At 44.0% G+C, this 23281-nt stretch carries 19 protein-coding genes; 17 read left to right on the top strand and 2 right to left on the bottom strand.

What is annotated here, in order from left to right; genetic code table 11:
• Window positions 1-3 precede the first annotated feature (3 nt).
• Window positions 4-654, top strand: coding sequence for a hypothetical protein (locus AC5FX4_RS23625; protein ID WP_493608885.1), 651 nt, complete (start codon window positions 4-6; stop codon window positions 652-654).
• Between the two features lie 49 nt (window positions 655-703).
• On the opposite strand, the gene AC5FX4_RS23620 is transcribed toward AC5FX4_RS23625, so the two are convergent.
• Complete coding sequence (locus tag AC5FX4_RS23620; RefSeq protein ID WP_493608884.1) at window positions 704-1336, bottom strand: hypothetical protein; 633 nt, start codon at window positions 1334-1336, stop codon at window positions 704-706.
• 285 nt (window positions 1337-1621) lie between these two features.
• Complete coding sequence (locus AC5FX4_RS23615) at window positions 1622-1894, bottom strand: hypothetical protein (protein ID WP_493608883.1); 273 nt, start codon at window positions 1892-1894, stop codon at window positions 1622-1624.
• Between the two features lie 444 nt (window positions 1895-2338).
• Between AC5FX4_RS23615 and AC5FX4_RS23610 the strand changes: the two genes are divergently transcribed.
• The 16 genes from AC5FX4_RS23610 (at window position 2339) to AC5FX4_RS23535 (ending at window position 23227) form a co-directional block, all read left to right on the top strand.
• Window positions 2339-2890, top strand: coding sequence for a hypothetical protein (locus AC5FX4_RS23610; protein ID WP_493608882.1), 552 nt, complete (start codon window positions 2339-2341; stop codon window positions 2888-2890).
• A gap of 235 nt (window positions 2891-3125) precedes the next feature.
• Window positions 3126-4280: a hypothetical protein gene (locus AC5FX4_RS23605; protein WP_493608881.1), complete on the top strand. Its 1155-nt coding sequence runs from the start codon at window positions 3126-3128 to the stop codon at window positions 4278-4280.
• Window positions 4280-5020 carry a phage baseplate assembly protein V gene (locus AC5FX4_RS23600; protein WP_493608880.1) on the top strand — a complete coding sequence of 247 codons (741 nt, stop codon included), beginning with the start codon at window positions 4280-4282 and terminating at the stop codon, window positions 5018-5020. The genes AC5FX4_RS23605 and AC5FX4_RS23600 overlap by 1 nt, the downstream gene beginning before the upstream one ends.
• Window positions 5017-6897: a hypothetical protein gene (locus AC5FX4_RS23595; protein WP_493608879.1), complete on the top strand. Its 1881-nt coding sequence runs from the start codon at window positions 5017-5019 to the stop codon at window positions 6895-6897. Before AC5FX4_RS23600 ends, AC5FX4_RS23595 begins: the two co-directional genes overlap by 4 nt.
• 124 nt (window positions 6898-7021) lie before the next feature.
• Entirely contained in the window at window positions 7022-8389 is a 1368-nt protein-coding gene (locus tag AC5FX4_RS23590) for a hypothetical protein (protein ID WP_493608878.1), read from the top strand.
• Window positions 8390-8466: 77 nt separating this feature from the next.
• Window positions 8467-8775 (top strand): PAAR domain-containing protein, encoded by a 309-nt coding sequence (locus AC5FX4_RS23585; protein ID WP_493608877.1) that lies wholly within the window; start codon window positions 8467-8469, stop codon window positions 8773-8775.
• Window positions 8776-8844: 69 nt separating this feature from the next.
• Window positions 8845-9213 carry a GPW/gp25 family protein gene (locus AC5FX4_RS23580; protein ID WP_125251876.1) on the top strand — a complete coding sequence of 123 codons (369 nt, stop codon included), beginning with the start codon at window positions 8845-8847 and terminating at the stop codon, window positions 9211-9213.
• Window positions 9214-9229: 16 nt separating this feature from the next.
• Window positions 9230-10672 (top strand): hypothetical protein, encoded by a 1443-nt coding sequence (locus AC5FX4_RS23575; protein WP_493608876.1) that lies wholly within the window; start codon window positions 9230-9232, stop codon window positions 10670-10672.
• A 17-nt stretch (window positions 10673-10689) separates the two neighbouring features.
• Window positions 10690-12309 carry a phage tail protein gene (locus AC5FX4_RS23570; protein WP_493608875.1) on the top strand — a complete coding sequence of 540 codons (1620 nt, stop codon included), beginning with the start codon at window positions 10690-10692 and terminating at the stop codon, window positions 12307-12309.
• A gap of 282 nt (window positions 12310-12591) precedes the next feature.
• Complete coding sequence (locus tag AC5FX4_RS23565; protein ID WP_493608874.1) at window positions 12592-15615, top strand: DUF4815 domain-containing protein; 3024 nt, start codon at window positions 12592-12594, stop codon at window positions 15613-15615.
• Window positions 15616-15632: 17 nt separating this feature from the next.
• Window positions 15633-16844, top strand: coding sequence for a hypothetical protein (locus AC5FX4_RS23560; protein WP_493608873.1), 1212 nt, complete (start codon window positions 15633-15635; stop codon window positions 16842-16844).
• A 42-nt stretch (window positions 16845-16886) separates the two neighbouring features.
• The gene (locus AC5FX4_RS23555) at window positions 16887-20672 is read left to right on the top strand and encodes a DUF4815 domain-containing protein (protein WP_493608872.1); all 3786 of its coding nucleotides are present in this window, start codon (window positions 16887-16889) and stop codon (window positions 20670-20672) included.
• A gap of 97 nt (window positions 20673-20769) precedes the next feature.
• Entirely contained in the window at window positions 20770-21195 is a 426-nt protein-coding gene (locus tag AC5FX4_RS23550) for a hypothetical protein (RefSeq protein WP_493608871.1), read from the top strand.
• A 3-nt stretch (window positions 21196-21198) separates the two neighbouring features.
• Complete coding sequence (locus AC5FX4_RS23545; protein ID WP_493608870.1) at window positions 21199-22086, top strand: hypothetical protein; 888 nt, start codon at window positions 21199-21201, stop codon at window positions 22084-22086.
• A gap of 146 nt (window positions 22087-22232) precedes the next feature.
• Window positions 22233-22859 (top strand): hypothetical protein, encoded by a 627-nt coding sequence (locus tag AC5FX4_RS23540; protein ID WP_493608869.1) that lies wholly within the window; start codon window positions 22233-22235, stop codon window positions 22857-22859.
• Between the two features lie 158 nt (window positions 22860-23017).
• On the top strand, window positions 23018-23227 hold the full coding sequence (locus AC5FX4_RS23535) for a hypothetical protein (protein WP_125251867.1): 210 nt from the start codon (window positions 23018-23020) through the stop codon (window positions 23225-23227).
• Window positions 23228-23281 lie beyond the last annotated feature (54 nt).

Here is a 23281-nt window from a genome sequence, read left to right as displayed (position 1 = left end):
TATATGAGCGACTACACACTAGATTTAGAAGCACTCGAGTCTGGACAAGTGCCAGATGCCAAGCTGTACATTGTGACCCCAAATGACTCTATCACAGGCTTTTTAACTGAAGCTGTGACCGTAGCGGGGGCTGCACAATGGGAAGGCAAACAACCTGGGCACCTAGAGTCTGCCGATGAAATTTCCAGAACCATGCATAGCGCGTTGAGCCTTTTTGGCATGGCACCCTCACAAATGTCGATGACATCCATTGCATCAACACGAAAGCACTGGATATCAAGCGAGTCGCCTTCCATTCCAATTAACTTTTTAATTGTGGCTTACAAAGACGGGATGGACGTCAGGAAAAAGGTCGCGGCGCTGTTGAAAACCGTTTACCCTTCAGGGCCCGCCGCCTCCATTGCGGGCGTTGATTTATTCTTAAGTGCGCCAAACAATTACAAATTTACCGGACTGGACTCCGCTTCCGGCCTGATCAGCTTAAAAATAGGCCGTTGGTTTGAAGCCAAAAACTTGTTGATGGAAGATGTCTCCGCCACTTTCAGTAAACAGGTGACACAAAATGGTTACCCGCTGTATGCCGAAGTGTCTTGCACCTTAACGCCATGGAAGCTGCTCACAGCCGATGAAGCCATTGACATGATACAGGTGTAAAGGGGGGATGATTGCAGCATGTTACATGCTGCAATCTAAGATAAGTGACTTAACGTTGCTGCTGCGCGCGCAGTTGGCGGGGTTTAACATATAAGGCATAGGCCGATAAGACGATAATGCTAATTGTGATACTGTTGAGTACATTTTTAATAGGCAAGTAAAGATCGTAAATAAAGTACACATTCCAAAATTGCTCGGCAGTTTGCCTGCCAACCCCAAACTCATGCAAATTTCGCAATAAATTTTCTAAAAAAGCAGCTATATCTAATAATAGAAATGCGGTGTATACCACAACCAAGCATGAGTCAGTAAATATTTTATAACCCATCTCTGGTGCATAACCCTGTTTTTTCAGCACATAGCGAGATATCCTATCACGATTATTCATTATACAGATGACTAAAAAATCAATCAAAGCATGGGTGCTGTAAACCAGCATATTGCCGGAAAATGAAGAATGTTCCCAATATTTAAAAAGAAAATAAAAAATAAAATATCCCACAATGGTAATAATGAGAAGAATACTAGAAATATGCGCAATATTAATATTCTTTCTATTTAAGACAGTAACTATGAATAAAACGCCAATTAGCACACTTCTTGATATTACAGAGTTATCTATCATGGCAAAAAGCGCAGCAGCCCCTACCACAATGAGCATATATAATTGATTACGGCTCACTTACTTTCTCCCTTTAATTATGTTCTGATGAAGCGCCGTAGTGTTAGTCTACTTTGGCCTAACTTCTTTAGGAAACTGCTCTCCACCACTACCACCAGAAACCTTCTTCAGAATATCATAACAAACAAGAGTTTTAAGTGGTTTACGTGTATTTTTAGCCATAAAAATGTCCTTACAATTACAAGTCAAATAAATTAAATAAAACAAATATATCTAGTTTGTCGGACCACAGGTTAAAACGGGGTAAATTTGGCTTTTGTACAACACAATTTATGAGCAACGCAATTACAGCGTATTGTCTTTTTTGCGCTCACGAATAGGCCTTTCACCCATTGACTCTTTTAATTCGAGAAAGGGCTGCCACCAACTGTGCTTAATTAGCCCAGCCTGCTTTAACCAAATACCTACGTACTTGTGATCAACTGTCTCAGTGATTGAATTTTCAAGGGTCCAGTAATGATTTTTAGAGATACCGACTAGATCAGCCATTTGAGCCTGCGTCAAACGCATCCACTTTCGGAGTCTCCATAAATCATCCCCTGTGAATTGGTACTTCAAAAGGCTCTCCAGTATATAAAAACAACTACTAGCGTTCCAATGCTTACACTCAGCACACCTTCAGCTCAATAAATAGGATAACATTTAAGCTAACTCTAATTAACATCGGTAGATTAACATAACTGCATCTATCTCTGTAGCCTTATTTATCTGAACTGGACTATATCCAGTGCGCCTAACAGATGTCACCAACTGCTCGCACTCTTCATTATAAAAACGACAAGACCAAAGAAAACATTTTTACCATGTACGCGTCGAAGAATACACGTAACATAAGCAAATGGAAAGCCCAACACTATGTTTCAATTAAAAAAGTTCAAAAATCATGGATTCTTTAACTTTTTTTCATATAGGCTTCCATTTGCTACCAACTGGTGCGCCGAAGCGCGCTGTAGCGCTCTAGTTGGTGAAATAAAACAACTCTGAGAAAGGAATACAATCTCTATGCATAAATCAGATTATCTTAATACATCAAGTATGCTTACAAGTCTCGCTGGTCAGCACGCTACCCTGAAGGTAAGTAACCACCCCAACGTGTTTCCTATCTCGACCGTTAAACGCGACAGCCAACCACAGCTTGACTCTAGTTTACAGCACACTAATGTAACATATACACGAGCGTTAAAAGGCCTTATTCAGGAACGCTTTTTAAAAGACTATGAGGCTTTATTATCCAATATATTAACCGCGTTTAATGGCGCTCCTAACATTGTTAACACACGTTATAAAGTGGCTCTTGTGACAAACCATGAACAACACCTCAATGAATTTACATGCGATATGCATGGCCTCGTTTCATCTGCAATTATCCTACTGTATAAAGATAATGCGCACGGAAACATCGTACCAATCGCTAAGTGGCTGCCAGAAAATGATTTACAAAATCACTTTTTGAAAAAAGTAGCACAAACGCTCATTCGTCATTGCCAACCATCGGTAGGTAAAAAAGGCCAAGCGATTGTCAGAAACTGCCTAGCTTTTAATGTCGGGTTATAAACTAAACACAACAGAGAAAAGCCCTTTTTGAGCCGCTCTCTGTTATACCAACTTGCATCAAAGCTAACACCCACCCCACTCGCCTTTCAGTAGTACAACGGATCTGAAACAGATGATCCGCGGAAACATATATTGTACAATATAAATTGCTACCCTTATTTAACTCAGTAAGCTAGCATACAAAAGAATAAATTCGCACAGTTGGTTTTCCAGCACCTAATGAGACTTGATAAGTATGTTGAAAATTGAAGGTCAATACGAGTTAAACCTCGAAATTGGCGGTGTATCTTTGGCCGATTCTCAAGGTAACCTAGATATCCAAGAAATTGAGATGATAGAAACCGTAGGTACCGCCTTACCAACCATCAGCGCAACGCTGATCTGTCGAGACAAAAAAGTCAGAGCTTTATTTCACGAAGGCAACCGACTTGACGTGATGTTTCGCCGCAACGAAGATGACAGCGACGGTGTTGTCACATCATTTCAAGTCACCAATGTGATGGTAAAGCGCATTGCAAGCCACTACCTTATTAAATTTACAGGGATTTATGCTGCGATGTCCTATTTGGCAGAACATCGCCAAAGAGCACTCAAAGAGAAATCAGCGATAGAAGCAATTACTGAGGTAGCCAAAACACATTTCAAAAAGGTAGATAGCAACATCACCAAGTCGCAAGACCGACAAGTCTGGTTGCAACCAAACGATACCGACAAAAAATTTATTTCAGATATCTGGCTACATGCCAACTTACCTGACTCTATGCCTATGCTTGCGCCTTGCACCAACGGCGACTTTCGTATTCGAGACCTAAAAACCTTAGTCAGTAAAGCGCAACCTAATTGGGCTTTTTTACCGAACGTGAAGGAAAGCTCGGACGACAAAAACATTTGGTATAGTGGTGAATATACCATCAATACCAATAGCGGTTTTATCAATCATTGGTTGGGTTATGGCAATCGAGTTGATGTCCATGATAGAGACTTGGGTGAATACGAAGAACTACTAGAAATGCCCACGCCAAAGCTCACAAAATCAAATCTATTTCCTCGACGCTCGGACGTCGATGGCAGACGCGGCACACCCCAGTGGTTAAACGACAATGTGCACCCCAAATATTGGCATGCACATCAACAAAACATCACATCGCTTGCTCTTTTTAGTACCGTAACCGTGACGCTTTCGTATTCTGATCAACTACACCCACAGATGCGCGTGCTAGATCTGGTGTCATTCTTAGAGCCAGATAGCACCAATGCCGCCACGGACGAAACACATACGGGTTTATACATTATCAGTAAATTGAGTCGCAAATTTGCCAACAACCACATCGTCACAACTGTTGAGCTTAGCCGTGAGACTCATGAAGATATTGCCGGAGAGATACGCTAATGGGCTTAATAAAACAATCTGACTGGCTGCGCCCCAGAAATGCGCTACAGCGCCAATACGAGGGGACGGTAGTCGATGTAAAAGACCCTCGGATGTTGGGTAGGATCAAAGTCTCCATTGAAGGACTTCTGGATAGCAAATTTATCGAAGCAGATAATTTGCCTTGGTGTTACCCTCAATTACCCGCGCACCTTGGCAACAATGCGTTTGGCAGCAGCATGTATGTACCTGAGTTACATTCGACCGTGTTAGTTGAATTTCCAGAAAAGAGCATCTATCACCCGGTTTATCGCTGGCGCGTCAGCAACCGCCAAACACGTCCGACTGACTTTCAAAGCGAGTACCCTCACCGATATGGTGAAGCAGACGCCCATGGCAATAAATCAATTACCAGTCATGCACCTGGGCTGTCATTTAAAGAAACACGTCACCAAGATGGCAGTCAGGCATTTAACGACAATGAACGCAGTGTGACTTTACTCAGCGATCCGCACGGCACCTTAATTGAGTTTGATAGAGAGAACCAAAAGCTCTATGCGAGCTTTGCAGGCATTGAACTGACCATCACAAAAAGCGGGATTTTCCTCAATACACCTTCTTTGATGATCAACAGTGCCGACGCCATTTCGTTGTTGGCAAACAACGGCGTTGATGTTTCAACCGCACAAAATGGCATTGGCTTTGAAAATGTAATCAATCAAATCATGGCTCAAGGCGGCACACAAGGAGATAAATCATGACGCATCCTAATAGATTACTGCATCGTAAAGATGTAGAAGCGGGTGTCGTTGACAAAAACCCCTATCCTGCCGACCTCAAACCCACACAGCTTGAGGCTGGTAACGCCATTGACCATCTGACCAAAGGGGTACTGAACGAGCAACAAAGCTCAGATCCCGTGTTTGCAGCAGAGCGTTCACTCAAATACCCCACTTTTAGCTTGCACGGCAAAGTAGGCAATTTAAATATTGATAAAGACGGCACCTATCAGCTCAATGGTTGTACAATACAATCATTAAGTTATGAAACACCCGCCACGCTTATTCTGCGTAACAGCTCTATCGCTGCTATCCAAGGAAAAATGAAGCAACAAAGCCCAGACGCAAAAATTCGCCTCATTTTCATTGATAGTACTTTAGAAAACATCAGCGACAGTGAGCACTTTTTCATTAGCTTCAATGGGCAGTCTAGTTGGAATGGCAACATGTCTCAATGCCGCTTTGGTGCCGTGACCATGTTACAAACTAAGGATTGGATCACAGAAAACAATGTGCTTGATTGCCAACACATTACCATGAATTTTTCCATGGGTCCTAATGCCAAAGTGGTGCCCGTAGGGGCATTTTTTGCTAAAGATTCAAAGCATTGTCGCTTTCAATTCCATGGCACCGACATCACCATGAATAATGGTCAAGCCATGCTGTTCAACAACTGCAGTAATATCCTATCTCAGCATCACGGTGCTAAAATAAATGCAGGCTCCATCGTTGCCAAGTCTGCAAGCCAAGTTGCACTCACATTACATTCAAGCAATTTAGAAGTCGATAAATGGCTCTTTAAAGATCTACAAGGTCCTGTTTTATCGGCGATTAATTCCACAATTAAAGTTAAATCATCGACCGACAGTGGCATCATGTCGGGCTGTGACGATGGCAAAGTCTATGTCGGCCACAACACGCAATGTGACGCTAGCAATGTGTTATCTGGCAAAAATGGGGTGTTGCGAGTACATCACGGCGCGATTAAAGCACCACAAAGCATTATCAACGGCACCGCTTGTAAAGTAGAGCTGCAAAGTGCTCAATTAGAAACCTCCGGCAGTGACACCACCATCATATTGGCCGATAATAGCGCCGTATCCAGTTACAACAGCAACGTAAAGGGCCAAAAAATTGCCTACGCCGTAACCGAGAGCATTGTGCGCATTGACGGCGGAAAAGTGCAAGGTGATAGCAATGCCCTAAAGTTAACCAAATGCTCAAGCGTGCTATCGCTTCTCAATACAACCAGCTCAGATACCGACATTTTACTTAGCCAAGGCAGCTTAAACATCGAAGGCGGGTCGTTAAGTCAGTCATTGACAGCATCCAAAACTTCTTCATTGGCAATGAGTGGGGTTAAAGTAGGAAAGAACATCAGCGTTTCTGACGGCGCAAATACTACTTTACAAGGTAATACCGTGGGTGGTGATCTCACTATCAGTGGCGGCCACTATCAAGGCTCAGGCAATACTTTCTCGGGTAAAGGCTCGGTTTCTGCCGCGATGGGCACGATCGGTAAAGACCAATTTAGCCAAGCACTGACCCTCAAGGGCGTGCACATGATCAGTGAAGTCAAAGCCGCCAACGTGAGCAACACCGGTTTTATGTTACTTGAAGGTGGCAGCGGTTCATCTAGCCTAGCAAAAACCAAGCGAGGCTGGCATGTGACAGGCTCAATGGATTGGGTCATAGATAAAGACCTTTTTATGAACGTCGGCAAAAACCTCGATTATCAAATTGCACAAGACGCCAACTATAAAATTGGCAAAAACCTGAGCTACAAAACAGGCAAGAAAGAAACACACAATGCAGGCACACAAATCGCATTGAAGGCACCAAAAATTACCGAGAACTAAGAGAATGAGGATTTATCCTCCCCTTTCTCTGTTGTACAATAACATTAGACAGGTTCATTGCTTAAATGAAAGCAAAACCAAATTTGGCATAATTATGCTTTTTAATGAGACATGAGACACGACTATGACGGATCAGTTGCCAGACGGCATCAGCCAACGCTTAAATGAACTAAGCACACAAGTGCTGAATGCCCACCCAAATTTGCAAACACTTTGTGGTACCAGCACTGTCAATACACGACAACAACTCATTTCGGATATTAACACCATCAGCAACGACATGAAGTCGCAAATGCGCCAATTAGGCACATTTTATACCGCCATGAGTACCAATGGACGTGCAGTAGAGCTATCCGATGACGAATTTCTCTACCAAACTGTTGGCGGAATGAGTCGTTTATTTGCTTCCATTGCCAATGGTGAATATTTCGAGCCACTGCGAGAGCAGTTCACCGCACTCACTCAGTTATCTGACTGTAATGCCATTGCTGCGCAGCTTGCGACTATTCGTAACACTCTGTACTTATTAAAAAACATTGCCCAAGAGCTAGTTGATTTTGCAAAAACGGTTGATGAGTTGCTCTCAACCGCCATGCAGCATTTAGCCCAACTCATGATGGAAATAGGTCAACTCACGGAGCCCAATTCTCCTTTTGAACACTGCTTTACTGCCGTAGCCACCTATAGCCAAGACATACAGCAAAATTATTTAAACATTCAACAACTCCAAGCCGGACTCGAGGACGGTTCAATTGATGATGAAGACATAGGTCCGTGGGCCACCAATAAGGCAAGACAGGCCGCCCTACTCCCCGACAAACTGATTGAATCAAAACAAGCACTGAGTGAACCTGCACGACAAAGACTGGATGTCGCAATTGAACAATTCGTCGCTGACAACCCGTTAGAGCCCAACGATCCATCAGAGCCCGTGCCTGCAGTCGATTTTTCATCGCATAGCTGGCGTGCTTTGCGCGGCGAATGGCAATGGCTTGGGCAAAACGAGGTGGTGCTGAGTGATGCTAGCTACTACCGTCGTGGGTTTTATTTGTACAATGATATTAATGATCCTGATTGGCGCGGCAGTTTAACCGTTCACCTAAAAAGCGCAGCGCTGCATCGATATGCGGCCGGTTTTTGTCTAGGCTATGACCATGAAGAGCAACTGATCAGCATTATTAAACGAGGTATTGGCGGCGTAATGAGTGTGGCTGTCGATCAGATAACCTTTAACACGCCAACCGATTACATTCCCTTGGAAAATAATAGCAGTGGTCAATCGTTCCAAACTTGGTCGGAAATAGAGGGGATTGAACTGAAGCTTATCAGCGATGATATTGGATTCACGGTGCTGGCAAGAGAGTTAAATACCGATACACCGTGGGACCAGCTCAGCTTCGAAAGAGACACTTTCGCGGAGTTAGAACTTGGCTTAATTACATTTGGCCAAGAAATTCAGTTTGAGTTGATCTCCCGTGAAGATATTCAATAACCAACTTATTAAAACATAGTGATACACATGGTAACTATTGTACAATAATATTAGCTTTCCGTTATGAGAGGTTTATTATGTTACCAGCACTGAATAACGCGCGACTCGGTGATAGATGGGTTGGTATATGTGTATGTCATCCTACGCCTATCCCAATGACAGGAACGATTGTGCGTAGAGGCGCAAAGAAAGTAATTGCGCAAGGTAAGCCAAAAGCAAGGTTCGGCGACATCACATCGTCCTCATGTGGCCATAAAGGTGTGATTGTCACTGCATCGGGATTTACGTCGGCTCAAAAAAGGAATGATGCACGGATCACTGACCTAGTGACTGGATGCAACATCGGGGTCATTGTGTCGGGTGCAAGCACGGTTAAAACAGCCTAGACAAGCACGTCTGTGAGTTAAATTGTACAACTTGCTTATTTCTAATGAGACCAGATATTGGAGTTTTAAATGGCGTTATATAGTGACGTTAATCAATGTGATATGTTTACTGAACATCTCGTCTCTGACGAAGAGTCCGTGCAGCAAGCATTAAATAATCTATTTAATACACGCCTCGGAGAGCGCGTATTCCATCCAGAGTACGGTATGGATATTGAACACCTGCTGTTTGAAATAATGGATGACGAGATTGCTTTTAACATTCAACACCGACTGAATAATGCCATCACCCAGTTTGAACCACGCGTCGTTATCATGTCTTTAAACGTAGAGATGATACCTGACGAACACATTTATTCTGTAAACTTACTTTATAGTATCAAAGGCTTAGGTGATAGAACCTTTACCTTCACAAAAAAACTGCAGACCAAAGATTAACACGAGGTAGTGTCCCATGTCACAAGACTTGATCAAGCCTGATTCGTTCAGCTATGAACAAATACTGAACGATTTAACCAGCAAATTAGAAGAAAAATACGCCGAAACCGATGGTGCTTGGCGCGACTTTTACAAGTTTGGCACCGGGCAAATCATTTTAGAGTTACTTTCTGCGGTCGGTTCATTTACCACTTACTCGGCGCTGGCAAATCGACGAGAGGCCTACCTAAACGAAACCCACTTAGAAAGCTCCGCCCGTGCAATCGCGGGGCCTCTTGGTTATTCTGCATATCGTGGTAGTAACGTGAGTCTGCGGTTATCCATTTATACATCGAGTGTTACCACAATTAAAAAATTCGACAAAGTGGGTGAATACGAGGACGAATCTGGCGTCTATGACTTACTCGCTTTAGGAGACTACACAATTTCTCCACCAAGCAGTGACCATGCGCTACCAACAGACATCGATGTTGCCATTGGACAACTTGCCACAACGTCTATCATATTACCCACGTCTAAACCGCAAGTGTTTAGATTTACAGAAGAAAATGTCAGCGAGCATTTTGAATTAAAGCTCAACGATAAACGCGTGCCACACAGTGAAGATGTGATTGATCTGATCAATGGCAAGTATGTTTGTATCACCAACACGATTGGCTCAATTGACGTGATGGCCATCAATGACTACTTGGCGGATGCTGATAAATTCAGGGCAGGATACGAACTGTCACTGCTTTATATTCAACTACATGAAAACAAACGCGTGCAATTGACCAATATAAACCTAGAAATTGGCACCCTAGAGAATGTCGCGATCGCCAGTCGCTATCAAGCACCCGACACCGTCGGCGAGATACAGGTAAAGGGCCCGCTTCGCCATGAAACAGGGCGCGTGATCAGAGGTCGTCATGACTACATGAAACGCATCACTGAAATGCTCCCTAATGCCATTGATGTTCGCGCAAAAGATTTAGATTCAGCAAAGCAAATGATCGCGTACATTATCGATACAGAACAACCACTTACAGAGGCTGAAAGAGAGAACTTAATTGCCCAGGTGGCACCGGAAGAAAATCGCCCTATGGGTGTAACCCCACCAGTACTGATCAGTGGCAGTGTTGTTGAGGTGATCTTAGAAGTACAAATCATCCCCAAACAAGGTAATCAGTTACCTCCTTCAATTGAAGTGGATGTGCTTGAATCTTTGGCTCAATTTGAAAACCGTTTAGGCCTAAAACTCGATGCTTTTGACGTAGAAAGCGCCATTTTAGCTGATCTACCTTACGCTAAAGCGGTGCGCATCGAGGTTATCCCAGCCCCCGATCTGACCGATGAAGAATTAGAACAATGGCAACCACTTAACATTGCTTGGAGTGAGTATTTCAAATTTATGCCGCGCGTGTCGTTATATGACTCAAGTAAAAACTTTGAAGCGACTTCGGGTCCTGCCCAGCGTTAGTGCATATGGAGAATGAGATGCAAAATTCTTTTATCGATATTCAAGGGTTGGTGCCGGAAAAACTGCGAGACAAACCGCTGTTTAAAGATGTTATCGACGCCCTTGAACACATCTACTTTGAACGTACCAATAATGTCCAAGAGCATTTAGAAGCGATTAGGGATAAGTACGCCACTTACTTAGTGTTAGCAAAACAGCCCGCTGCGGACATATTTCAAATCACAGGCTACCCTAGCGACACGCTCATTGAACCTAGCGTGTATATGGATGAACCCCTGATCAAACGACAAGTTGCCGAGTTAAGCTTTGGTACGGGAACCCATCAATTTATAGCGCAAGCACTCTCACTGGAGCCAATCAGTCACATTACTGCAGGCGAAGCAATAGAGTACATCAAGCAGATCACGCCGCTACAACGCAACATGAAAGAAGGCTATTTTGAAGAAAACGCCTTGTATGAAATCAAATGTGTTGCACCTGTACGCTTTGAATACTTAGGTTTATCTCATGGCCACCCAGTCCCAATTGATACCATCGAATGTGAAACGCTTGGTTTAGTTTATCAATTCAATGACTTGCGTAACTCCGATTTATACGCCTTAGAGCCAGGCTTTAAGTACCGTATTAAATCGGCTGCCGAAGGGTTTGAATGGGTCATTCAAGGAAAAAAACACACCCAAGAAGACCTTGACCTGAGTCGCAATCGAAACAGCCAAATTATTTCTGAGTTCGGGTATCAATATCTCACCGACGCCTTAAATATGAGTTCACTCGACGTGGCGTTGGTGCGCTCATTTTTAACGGCCATTCACCAGCTAAAAGGTTCTAGAAAAGGGGTTGAGCTGATGCTCGACTTGCTCGAACTGAAAGACTACGTACAGCTATTTGAATGGTGGGAAGATGATCCGACTGGTGACACCGTTGAGGAAATGACCTATCGTGCAGAAGTGGATCTAACCAAAGACAACAACAAGCTGACAGGAAACGCACTGCAAGCATTGCGACTCTTTTTGCGCCAATACGTTTACCCAGTAATGAGCGATTTTGCGCTGATGATCAATTTTGTTGATGAAAAGCTGCGCACCGCTTACAACATCCTACCTCATCAAACTCTCGATGGGACGGTACAATCGCCACTGGTGTTGGGTGTGCACTATCGCGCAAACCATACACTCGAAGGTAATATCGCCTCTCCGCTGATGCTGGATGTGAGAGGTTTGCTAGAACGCGAGTACTTGGCCACCATGACAAGTATTGTACAAGAGTACACTTGTTCGGTCAGTACTGAAATTAAAACCGCCGTCAACGTACTCTCAGACCGAGAAATTCCGGGCGCAACATCTACCGGCGTTTTATTTGGTATGGCGGGTGTCGGGCTAAGTCAATTTTCTGGTTATACCGTCAGCCCCATTGTCACAAGCGTGGTCGGCTTAGTTCATCAAGACTTACTTGGTTATACGAAAGAAAGAGAGCAAGAACAATCGCTTACATTCACGTTGGATGCCAACATTGTTGGTACAAAAGGCATGATAGCACAAACACTTAGTAGCACTTTGCCCTCGCCTTTGATGTGTATGTTAGTCGGACAACTAGACCGAGAGTTCTCGGGTGATATACACAGTGTGCAACCAAGCTGACCCAATCATGGATTGTAAAATGAATAAAATAACATCAAAATTAGCGTGGTATATTTTATGGTACATAGATAAGACCATGACGTTAACGCACAATTAAACTGAGACAAATTCGCTAATTGGTTTGAAGTAAGAGCAACTGCCAGTATTCTTTTTTCACTCCTTTTCGCTTTACGCTAGCGCCACATTGTACAACAGTGGTAGTATTAACACAGACTTATGTCTTGAGACTTGTAGGTGGCCTATCCCAAACGCCACCAAAATGAAAATTGAGGGGATTATTCCATGGCTATAACAGGCGTTGTGACCAATAAAGGTCTTGCCGAAGCTGTAAAGGCATCATCGAACCAGGGCTGGTCGATCTTCCCAACGCGGTTTGGTATTTCGGCATTAGACGGAGAGTTGAGTGCAAAACGAACTGACACAAATGACACTTGGTACGATGCACACATCACAGATCAAACCGTGGTTTCTGAAAATACCATTCAGTTTGTTTGTACAATACCTCCACAGGTAACCGAAACAGATCAGCACATCAAAGAAATTTACCTGTTTGGTGAAAATCCAGACGAAGGCTCGGAGTTTTTGCTAGCGATTGGTCACCCAAGTGACAGCATCACTTATTTTAAAGATGGCTCAATCACGCTGCGCATGCACGTTACGCTTGCCAACATTCAAGCATCACAGGTATTTGAATTTAAATACACAGGCCACCGTTCGATTGAAGAACACAATACCGATGCTACCGCTCACCAAGAATTATTCGGCACGCTAACAGATCAAATTAAGGCCCTAGGCGAAACCATTCTAGTGGACGGTCAGCTTGCCAGTGGTGGCTCAATGTATATTGACCGCACAACAGGCCGATGCAAACTAGACTCTGCACGTTTTTACCACAAAGGGGCACTCTACACGGTGCCTGCGGGTGAGGTGATCGTACCTTTAAGTGGCGTGATGGGCGTCGGTGTGTGGATCACAACCGATTCAGACACACAAGAGAAAACGCTAAAATGGGGCACGCGCCATCAAAGTGCGGGCACGCGTTACTATGAAGTTCACGTGGTTGAAAATGGCTACCTAAAAACCGTTGTAAAAGGTGAAATTGTACAAGAGCCTGTGTCTACCGCCATTATTCGTTACGACAGAGATGCCAATGGCTCTTATGTGGTCAATGGTCTAAAAGCAAAAATCACCGAAACCGATAATAACTCTTATGTGATTCAAGTTTCTGAAGGTAAAGCCCATATCGACGGCACAGAAATAAAACAGCATAAAACCGTCGAGATAAAAGAGTATTTTGACCCTGATACCGCGCCGATTGCAGGTGAGATCCATACTTTTCAACCCGATACTAAAGGGGTTATGGGAGTTTCATTATTTGAACAACCCATTGCTATCGACAAACCAATTCGAGTTGATTATATCAAGCAGCTAACGTTTAGCGTAGACAGGGAAGAATCTCGAGAAACTGACTTCGTTGTTGAAAACCTTCGCAAAGTCATTGCCGTAAATGTAGGCGGCAAGCAGTACTTAGAGGGCGTACATTTTGAGGTTTCAGGTTCATCGCTAAATTGGAGTCGAGGTGCATCAGACCGTCCACCAAGCGGCAGCACCTACTTTGTTGAAGCACAATTTAACAAAACCGAAATAATTACCAATGACAAAATAAGCGCAGCAGGCTTCACATTTCAAGGTGCGCTTGAAGGCTCGGACTTTTATGTCAGTTATGAAACTCTACTACCACGAAAAGACTTGGTTATTTTAAATCGTTCTGGTCAGGTAGAACGCGTAAAAGGCAAAGGTGATACTCGTTCACTAACCACACCAGCCGTACCAGCAGGAGCCCTGCAACTGGCTGAAATTCGTCATCACTGGACCCCAGGTGTTAACCCTTTGATTGAAGACTCTGGCGTGGTGGCACTCAAAGCATCCGAACTCAATGAGATGCGCAACCATATTTCACAACTGTTTGATATGCTTGCGGTTGAACGCGTTGAGCGCCTTGCTAATTCTGACGATCCGCGTACCACCAAAGGCATGTTTGTTGACCCATTTATCAGCGATGACTATCGCGATGGCGGTGCAACACAAACCGCCATGGTTGACGCACAGAACCAAGAACTCACCTTAGCATTTGATGTCAATACCATAGATACAAAGTCAATTAGCCAAGCAGATGCACCGCAAGGTTTAGCCTGCTTACCGTACACGTTAAAAGAAGTCGTCGCACAAAATGCCAGCACAGGCACCATGAAGGTCAACCCGTATGCTGCATTCGACCCCATTCCACCAAAGCTAACGATTTCCCCGGCGATCGATAATTGGACGGTACAAACAAATTTAAGAACTTCCATTAGTCGTACCGTCATTGCGTCGCGTCAACGTATGCGTGCCTCTGATTTCAGGCAACGTTTTGGTAGTGGTACCGTTGCCACCGTTACTAATTCGCGAAATGTAAGTTCATCCTCAACCATGCGTGTCGAAGATTTGCCTAACTTACGTAGCCTGCGCGTTAGTTTTGATCTGCAAGGCTTTAAGCCGGGCGAAGAGGTAAGGAACATTCGCTTTGGTAGCAGAGATGTGACAGATTCTATTGGTGAATACGGCCTACCAGCGGTGGGTAAAACACTGCTGATTGGCGACAACACGCGATTGGATACACGCCCACTGTTTGAAGGCGCACAGCACGCCATTCTTAATTGGGAGCGCAGTAACCCTTCTACTAATGGGCAAGTTGGCAACGAAAGTTCGGCTTGGTCAGTATCGGACGGCCACCTTCAGTACCGCTTTAACTCTACCTCTTGGGCGATGCTGCTTTCAACCAATACCTTTGATAATTTTGATGTAACGGCCCGTTTCACCGGCCTTGATAACGACAATGACCGCATGGGCATTGTTATTGCGCGTATCAAAGTGGACGGTAAAGAGCATACCCTCAGTGCTGTTCGAAACCAAGACAAAGGCGAAAACGATTTGCGCTGGGCCATTATTAAAGATTACCGATCAGCCGATGCCACTGAGATTACCCGTTCAAAAAATACCGATGTACGTAACAATAACGGCGCAGCTTGGTCAGCATTCCCTGAAGGTGTGTTAGTACGCGTACGCCGTCAAGGTGATGTGATTGAATGTTGGACCAGTGAAGCCGGTGAAACTGAACTCAAAGCATCATCTAAATATGTGATTGACTTGAGTAAAGATACTCGTTTATCAGTTTTTAGACGCCCTTGTTCATGGGGATTGGGTTCATTTAGCCAACAAAATCGTGCTGAAGTTATCAGCCACACAAACCATGGCAACTTAGGCTAATAAAGAGAGAATGAGACATGTCTAACACATTGATAGCAGATCACAACGGCGCTGTACGCGGTTCATTCCAAATTCCATCAAATGTGCCTGCGGGCACCTATGATGTAACAGTGGAAGGCAACAAAAACAGCAGCGCAGCAACCACCTTTACCGGACAAGGGCAAGCAGAAGTAACCCAAGTACAAGATGTGATCACCACATCTTTAACACAAATTACACGCTACGACCCATTGGCACAAACCTTTACTTTTGACCGCACCTTGTATTTGGCTGCAGCTGATGTGTGGTTTACCAAAGTAGGTGAAACCGCACTGACTGTCGACATACGTACCACAGAAAACGGCATTCCTACGCAAACCGTATTACGTCGCACCCGTGTTGAGGCCAATACCATTGCCACACAAAGCAACACGGCAACACGCATTACCTTCGACCCTGTGCTGTTAGAGCGTGGTGTTGAGTACTGTATTGTACTGATGTCTGACGACCCGAACTATGAAGTCGAAGTGGCCACATTAGGTGACTATGATGAACGAGCAGATACATGGGTAACAGCACAACCATTTCAAATTGGTGTGCTACTGAGTTCAAGTAACGCGGTCACTTGGACCCCACATCAGAAAACCGACTTGCGCTTTAAATTGCATGAAGCCGAATTTACCTCGACCAAAAGAAACTACAATTTGGGCGAGTTTGATTTGTATGAAGCAGATCTGGTGCAAACCCAGTTTAACGCCATGCGCCAAGACGCCGAAACCGATGTAAACCTTATCATGACCTTGCCTAATAACCGTGAAGTGCGTTTAAAAGAAGGCTCATTAGTCACCTTAGGCGAGAAAGTAACGGGCCGCGCAAAGGTCAAAGTAGAGCTGTCAGGCACCAACGGAAAAACCCCACAAGTACTTGCGCCCATCACCATGGTTGGTGCAGGTGTAAAAGAAAAAGGGGTTTATATCACCCGCCACATCAGCTTAGGTGAAAATGTCGATGTCCGTGTTGGCTTTGATGCCGCAACCGGACTTGAATCAAAAGTGACGGCGTTTTACTCAATTGGTTCACAATGGTTAGAGTTACCATTGGTAGAGCAAATGTCGTTGGGCGGTGGCTTTAGTGAGCGACGCTACGAACTAAATGATATCTCGGGTGAAACAATACGCATTAAGTTAGAACTTGAAGGTACCGCAAGTGATTTACCGCGCGTACGCCCTTTACGTGTGACCGTAGTTTAACATCCACACATCCGAATGAGACTTGTATAAAGGAAAATTGAAATGGCAGTTATTGGCGTCATAACGAACGAAGGTCTATCAAAGACGATTAACGCAGCCAACCAACAAGGTTGGAACATCAACCCTACACATTTTGCTATCAGCGCAATAAAAGGCGATTTAAATTCGTCACGCGATGGCGAATCTACCAATGAAACTTGGTATGAAGCCCCTATAACATCCCGACGTGTGATCAGTGAAAACTCCATAGAATTTGTGTGTAATATTCCACCAAATGCCACCACAGAAGATATGGATATAGGTGAGGTTTACCTGTACGGGAGCGTCAGCGAAGACGATAACATTCCAGCTGAAGAGCCGTTCCTACTGGCACTTGGTCAACCTTCAAATGCCTTAACGTATTATTTTGAAGGCTCAATTTCACTGCGCTTGGTAGTGACACTCACCAACATTAATATCTCTGAGTTATTTGAGTTTAAATACGAAAATACCCTCGATATTGATGATCACAACATGGATGCCGATGCGCACCCTAAATTGATCTCAGCCATTGCACAATGGGTGAAAGGCCTAGGTAATGCCCTGCTACGTAATGGCCAATTACTTTCGGGTGGTTCACTGCACGTATCACAACCGATTGGCGATGATATTAAACTGCGCGCCGATGCAGCCGCTATTTATATTAACGGTGCAGTGCTATACGTACCGCAAACTGCCGAGCCAATCTCAGCAAGCCATAATGCCACCTTTAAATTTGGTGTCTGGGTTGATAACTCAGGCGCAGAAAATGTCGGGGGTTCCGATCTCACTTCACCGGATGCTTCGGTTAAATGGGGCCTCGACTATGTTGAAGATAATGTAGGTGACTTCTACCCTGTTTACACAGTTTCAAATGGTAAACTGCTTGAAGAAGAGGCGCTATTATCCGATGAAGCCAAAGAATTAGTCGCACAGATTGTACGCTACGATGTGGACGCTCATGGAGACTATGCTGTCAATGGTCTTGATGTTCGATTACACAGTTTTAATACCGATATAGAAGGTGATCCAGCGGACAACACTCGAGACTCTACCGTGCTTATCATTTCAGGTGGGCGAGCCCATGTTGGCGGTCGAGAGATTGACTTGCGTCATGATAAACGCAGCCGTTTTGCCAACGATGCGATTACTTACCTTACCCAAGGTGAAGGGATTACTTTCCATCCAAACAATGACTCAACACGTTCTACATCTAAAGTCGATTTAGATTTTGGCCCAGTATATAAACTCGAACGTGTGTACGGAACCGTGAAGCTAGAAGGATATGAAGCAACCCGTAGCACCAGCGGTGAAGATAGTTTAGGCGTAAGTGCCGTTCAAGAAGTCTTGAAAGTTTATAATGGTTTTGGTGAAGACCAAATCATATACCAGTTTGGAACAGATTGGGTGTTCGCGGCAGGACAAGACAAGAATTCCAAAATACAGTGGGTTCTCGGAGGAAATGGCCCATTAGACGGACATACGTATTATGTCGACCTGTTACATCGTGAAGACATTACGCACGCATCGTCTATTTCTGGCGACCGCAAAGGGATCGAAATTCAAAAAAGTTTTGTACCACTTGAGAGCCCTGATGGGAAAGAAACGAGTGTAGAGCCTGGCACTGAATTAATTGTTGATTATCAATGGCGCGTGCCAAGAATTGATCGCTTGTACTTGAATAGCGATGGTGAATTAGTAATGAAACGAGGCGTTTCATCTCCATTTGCGCCTCCAACATCACCTTCTATACCAGATAATGTACTGTCTCTGGCTGAAATCTACCATACCTGGTGGGAAGAGCCTGAAATAAAACGAGATGGTGTTCAAGTTGTTCACATGAGTGACTTGAATAAAATGCAAAGTAACATCGTAGACCTCTATGATCTCGTGTCATTAGAACGCCTAAAAAATGACACAAACCGTCGAGCGCCAGCAGCTACACATGGTTTATTTGTTGACCCAATGTTAAACGATGACATGCGTGACACCGGTCTTGAAGACAAAATTATTCATGAAAAACAAGATGGTATAGAGGCGCGAGCACAAATTAACCCTGCGAGAGAAGAGCTGATACTTCCCATCGATATGAAGCCAAGCTCTTTAAATAAAACCAAAGAAACTAAGCCATGGACGCTTGACTATAAACATACTGTACTCATTGATAAAGGACGCCCAGTAGCACAGGTCGAAAAGACCGGAAGCATGAAAGTTAACCCTTATTCTGCTTTTAAACCTATCCCTGCTAAAATGACGCTGATTCCAGCTGTGGACATTTGGACAGAGAGTAAAATTGACCTAAAAAGCGGCGGCGCAATCAACAGCACGGTAGTAAACCATGGCGTATATGGCTTTAGGTTCCAAGGCAATGTATCTTCACAGAAAGTGGGTTCAACTTCCCGAGCAGCAGAGTTTCTGCGTGAACTCGATGTCGAATTTACGCTAGAAGGGATGCTAGAAGGGGAGGCAATAAAAACCCTAATCTTTGATGGTGATGTATTGCCAATCGAGTCTATTGACGGGAATACGCCTACAGTCGCAGACGCAAATGGCGTACTGAAAGGCAAATTCCAGATCCCAAGTAATACTTATACAGCAGGCCGAAAAGCTGTATCTATTATTGGAACATTCAATACGGAAGCTGAAGCATCATTCACAGGTAAAGGCACCATCACAACCGAAGAATGGCAAACAAAGTTTTCGGGGGGCTTCCAGCGCTGGGATCCATTAGCACAAACCTTTACGCTTAATGAAAACCATTATATTTCTGGTGTAGACATCAAAATGACCAATATTGGGTCTAAGCAAATTGTGGTTCAATTACGCAATACGACTGTCGGTATTCCAGATAAAACACTCGCGGAAGTACGTGTCGATGCTCAAGACTTACTGTTATACAATACAACGGAGTACATCAATAAAGATGACCCACTCGTGGACGGCCAACCTCAATCTTATAGCAAGCCAGAAGACTATGGTTGGACACGTATCACGTTTGATCCAACTTTCATTGAGGCTGGTAAAGAGTATGCATTTGTCGTATTAACCGATGATGCAGAACACGAGATGGCCATTGCTGAGCTAGGTGGAGTCAATGAAAACCAAAAAGTGATCACTGAGCAAGCTTACCAAATTGGTGTAATGTTATCCTCGTCAAACGCAACCACATGGACGCCGCACCAAAAAGCTGACTTGACTTTCCGCTTACTTCGAGCTGAGTTTACTTCAGTGGAAAAAGAGATCAACTTTGGTGAGTTTGATGCAGATAAATTATCAGATCTAATGGTAGTCGGTGGAGCTATTCGCCCCTCAGAGAAAGCCAACATCAAAATCAATTTTACAACAGATGATAACGTAACTTACGAGATCAATGAAAATGTACCATTACGCCTACCAAAATCGGTTACAGGCAAAGTGAGTGTATCTGCACATTTATCAGGTAGTACGTATATAACACCATTAATGTGGCCAGAAATGTTAATGATGATGGGCTCTCAAGCTTCTAAAGCTGTGTACTGTACAAGACGTTTTGAAGCGGGAGAACAGCCATCGACATTACGCGTCACCTTTGAAGCAGAGCTAAAAGGGGAAGCTGGCGTTAAAGTCTATTACTCAACTGAATCAAGTAATGGTCAAACCACTTGGGTGGAGATGACTTCTCCAGAAGAAGAGTACATTGGCATTGATAGAGTAGAGTACACATATACCAAGACGCAATTTGCCGATACCAGAACACGTATCAAATTAGTACTCAGTGGCTCGGCGCTTAACCGACCGGTGGTATCAAACTTACGTGCGATGGCTTTCTAAATAAAGCCCCTAGCAACTAAGCAACAACAGGGGCGTCTCACTGAGTGAGCCGCCCTTTTTTGACTAGAAGCCACAACGTTAAACACAGAGGCCTGTCATGGCATTATTGAACGACTTTAAAATCCTCAAGGGCGGTGGCGGCGGCGGTGCCGCGTATCGTCGTGAAGATATACTCACCTCGGGAGTCATTGCGCCAAAACAGTTTGAAAGCCTAAGCGTAAAAATGGGTCAATCAATCACGCTGACTAAGCTCAAGGTCAGTGCGCCCTGCTTGATCAGGATATTTGGCAAAAAAGACTTTTCTGATCCAAACCCTTTTGAGTTTTTGGCTTATCCAAACTATTTAAGTTATGAGGGTGCTGTGTGGGATACCTTAGGCACCGTCTGGGGTAATAACCGATACCCGACACTCATTAACAAAGACGAATTTCCAAATAACAAACTCTATTGGCACATTGCCAACCCCAGCGATGATCCAATACAGATCACGGTTGACTTTGGCTGGTTAGTTTTAGAGGAATAACGCATGTTTTATATTGATATACAAAGAGAAACAGAGCGCCGTTACTCAGCTGAAAAGTTCATGCCATTTAAACACCGTACAGAGCACTCTGGAAAGCTAGGTGGCGTGTATGATGTATTAGATTCATATATGTTTGCAGCCATCAAAAAGCTACCGATGGCCGGTACTTACTTAATCGTTGAAGATGAGGGTAATCCGCCACTCATCTCATACCGATTATATGGCCATACTGAGTATTGGTGGATGCTAATGACCTACAACAGTCTCGTTAGCCCCATGCAACTCAAAGCGGGTGTCAGTATAAAGTACCCCATACTCTCAGAATTAGAAGCTTTATACGCAAAACTAGCAGCTCGAGAACGTCATCCTGCAGTTAAAAAAGTCGCCGCGTCAACGCCACAAACAACGGGTAAAATTGGTGATCCTGATTCGCTCAATCGCATTATTCCAAGTGGTAATGGCAACACCAACGCCATGTTACTCAGAGCGTATGCAAGCTTTGCTGCGCAAAAGTACGATCTCGCTTATGCCATCATTGACGATTTTCAAACTACTGAAGGGATCAATATTGATGCCTCTTCAGGTATTGATCACACACCGTACAAAGTCGATATGTCAGCGGGTGGACGCAGCGCGCCAGTTCTGACCACTGTGACCCATAATTTGCTCGACGCAGCAAACGGTAACGCGGTTCATATTGCAATGCTACCCGACACCGAAGGGCTAAACATCGAATATAGTTTGGATGGCGGCACAAATTGGGAAGCGTTTAACAAGGGTGTTATTTTCACCAAAGGCGGTGAACATATTACACTGAGGTTTATATATAACCCCAGTGCAGGTGCGTCAATGAAACGTGCTTTTAACGGATATGTTATTGTACATAATTAGTAATGTATTGGGGGACAGTGCAAATGCCCTCATATCGTCATAAATATGCAATTCTAGGTATTTTTCAGCAGTGACTATCGCCTCAGAATTAGCTAAAATTGTACAATAGTAGAGAATGAGACTTGTAAGTTGGATATCATTTAAAGATGACCATACATAGAAAGACGATAACAGTTCCCGTCAAAACGGGCAGTCGCGATCACCGTCATAGCAACCTAGATGTGTTAGACAGTTTTCGTACAGACCAATATGGGACATTAAAATTCAATAGTAAACCTCTGGTTGATAAAGAATTTTTAGAGAAATCATTGAGAAAAAGAGAGCTGTTACAACGACCTTATGTCGTCGTCAGTTATTCAACTCACTTGTCACTGACGTCAGGTTTACCTTATTTAAACCTGATCACCTTTAAAGAAGGTAATGAAGTCAACAAGCAAGAAAGCCTTAATTGTACAATAGGACCATACGATGCGGTAATGCATATTAGTCAAAGTAACGCTGAACTGGTCACCAATAGTGTAAACATAACCAGTGACAGCCAACCAGATGGAAAAGCCCATCAACTTTTGATTACAACCATCCCATCGTATGAAGATCAAATTGTAAAAGTGTCTCTTGATAACACTGACAACTGGTATGCCATCGCTCAAGACACACCGATTGACATACCCAATGGTGCAAGCTCATTACGAGCAAAACTATCGATGCCTCAAAGCAAAGACCCCGCAGATACAGAGCGTCCGATCTACGGTATCTACATTCTGTATCGATGAGATTTGAAGGCGTTCAAACCACCGCCAGATGTCAGAGCAGTGGTATAACGCGAGCATCCAAAAAGTGCACGCTAGAGACTACAGCCCATGGTGATGGTAGACGCGAATGCTAGCTGTGAGTGAGACAAATAGCGAAAATGATTAATTAGGAGTTTGATATGGTGATCTCAACACACCGTTTAGGGCTAGCTGCGTTCATGAAAATGCAAGGTTGTAGCCTAGAAAAATTTGAAAATCGTCGTTTTTTCTTTGCAACAGAAAAAACACTGACCGATTGGGAAATCGAATACAGCAACTCTTGCTGTTATCGACATGACCTTGAGCTTTGTGAACTACGTAAGCTCTACCCTACAAGCCCTCGAGGTTAATTAAGTAGGCGTTGGAAAGGTGGCAAGTTTAGTTTGCCACCTTTGTTTATGAGC

Source organism: Pseudoalteromonas sp. ATL1, assembly GCF_058933015.1.
This window is presented reverse-complemented; position numbering and strand designations above follow the sequence as displayed.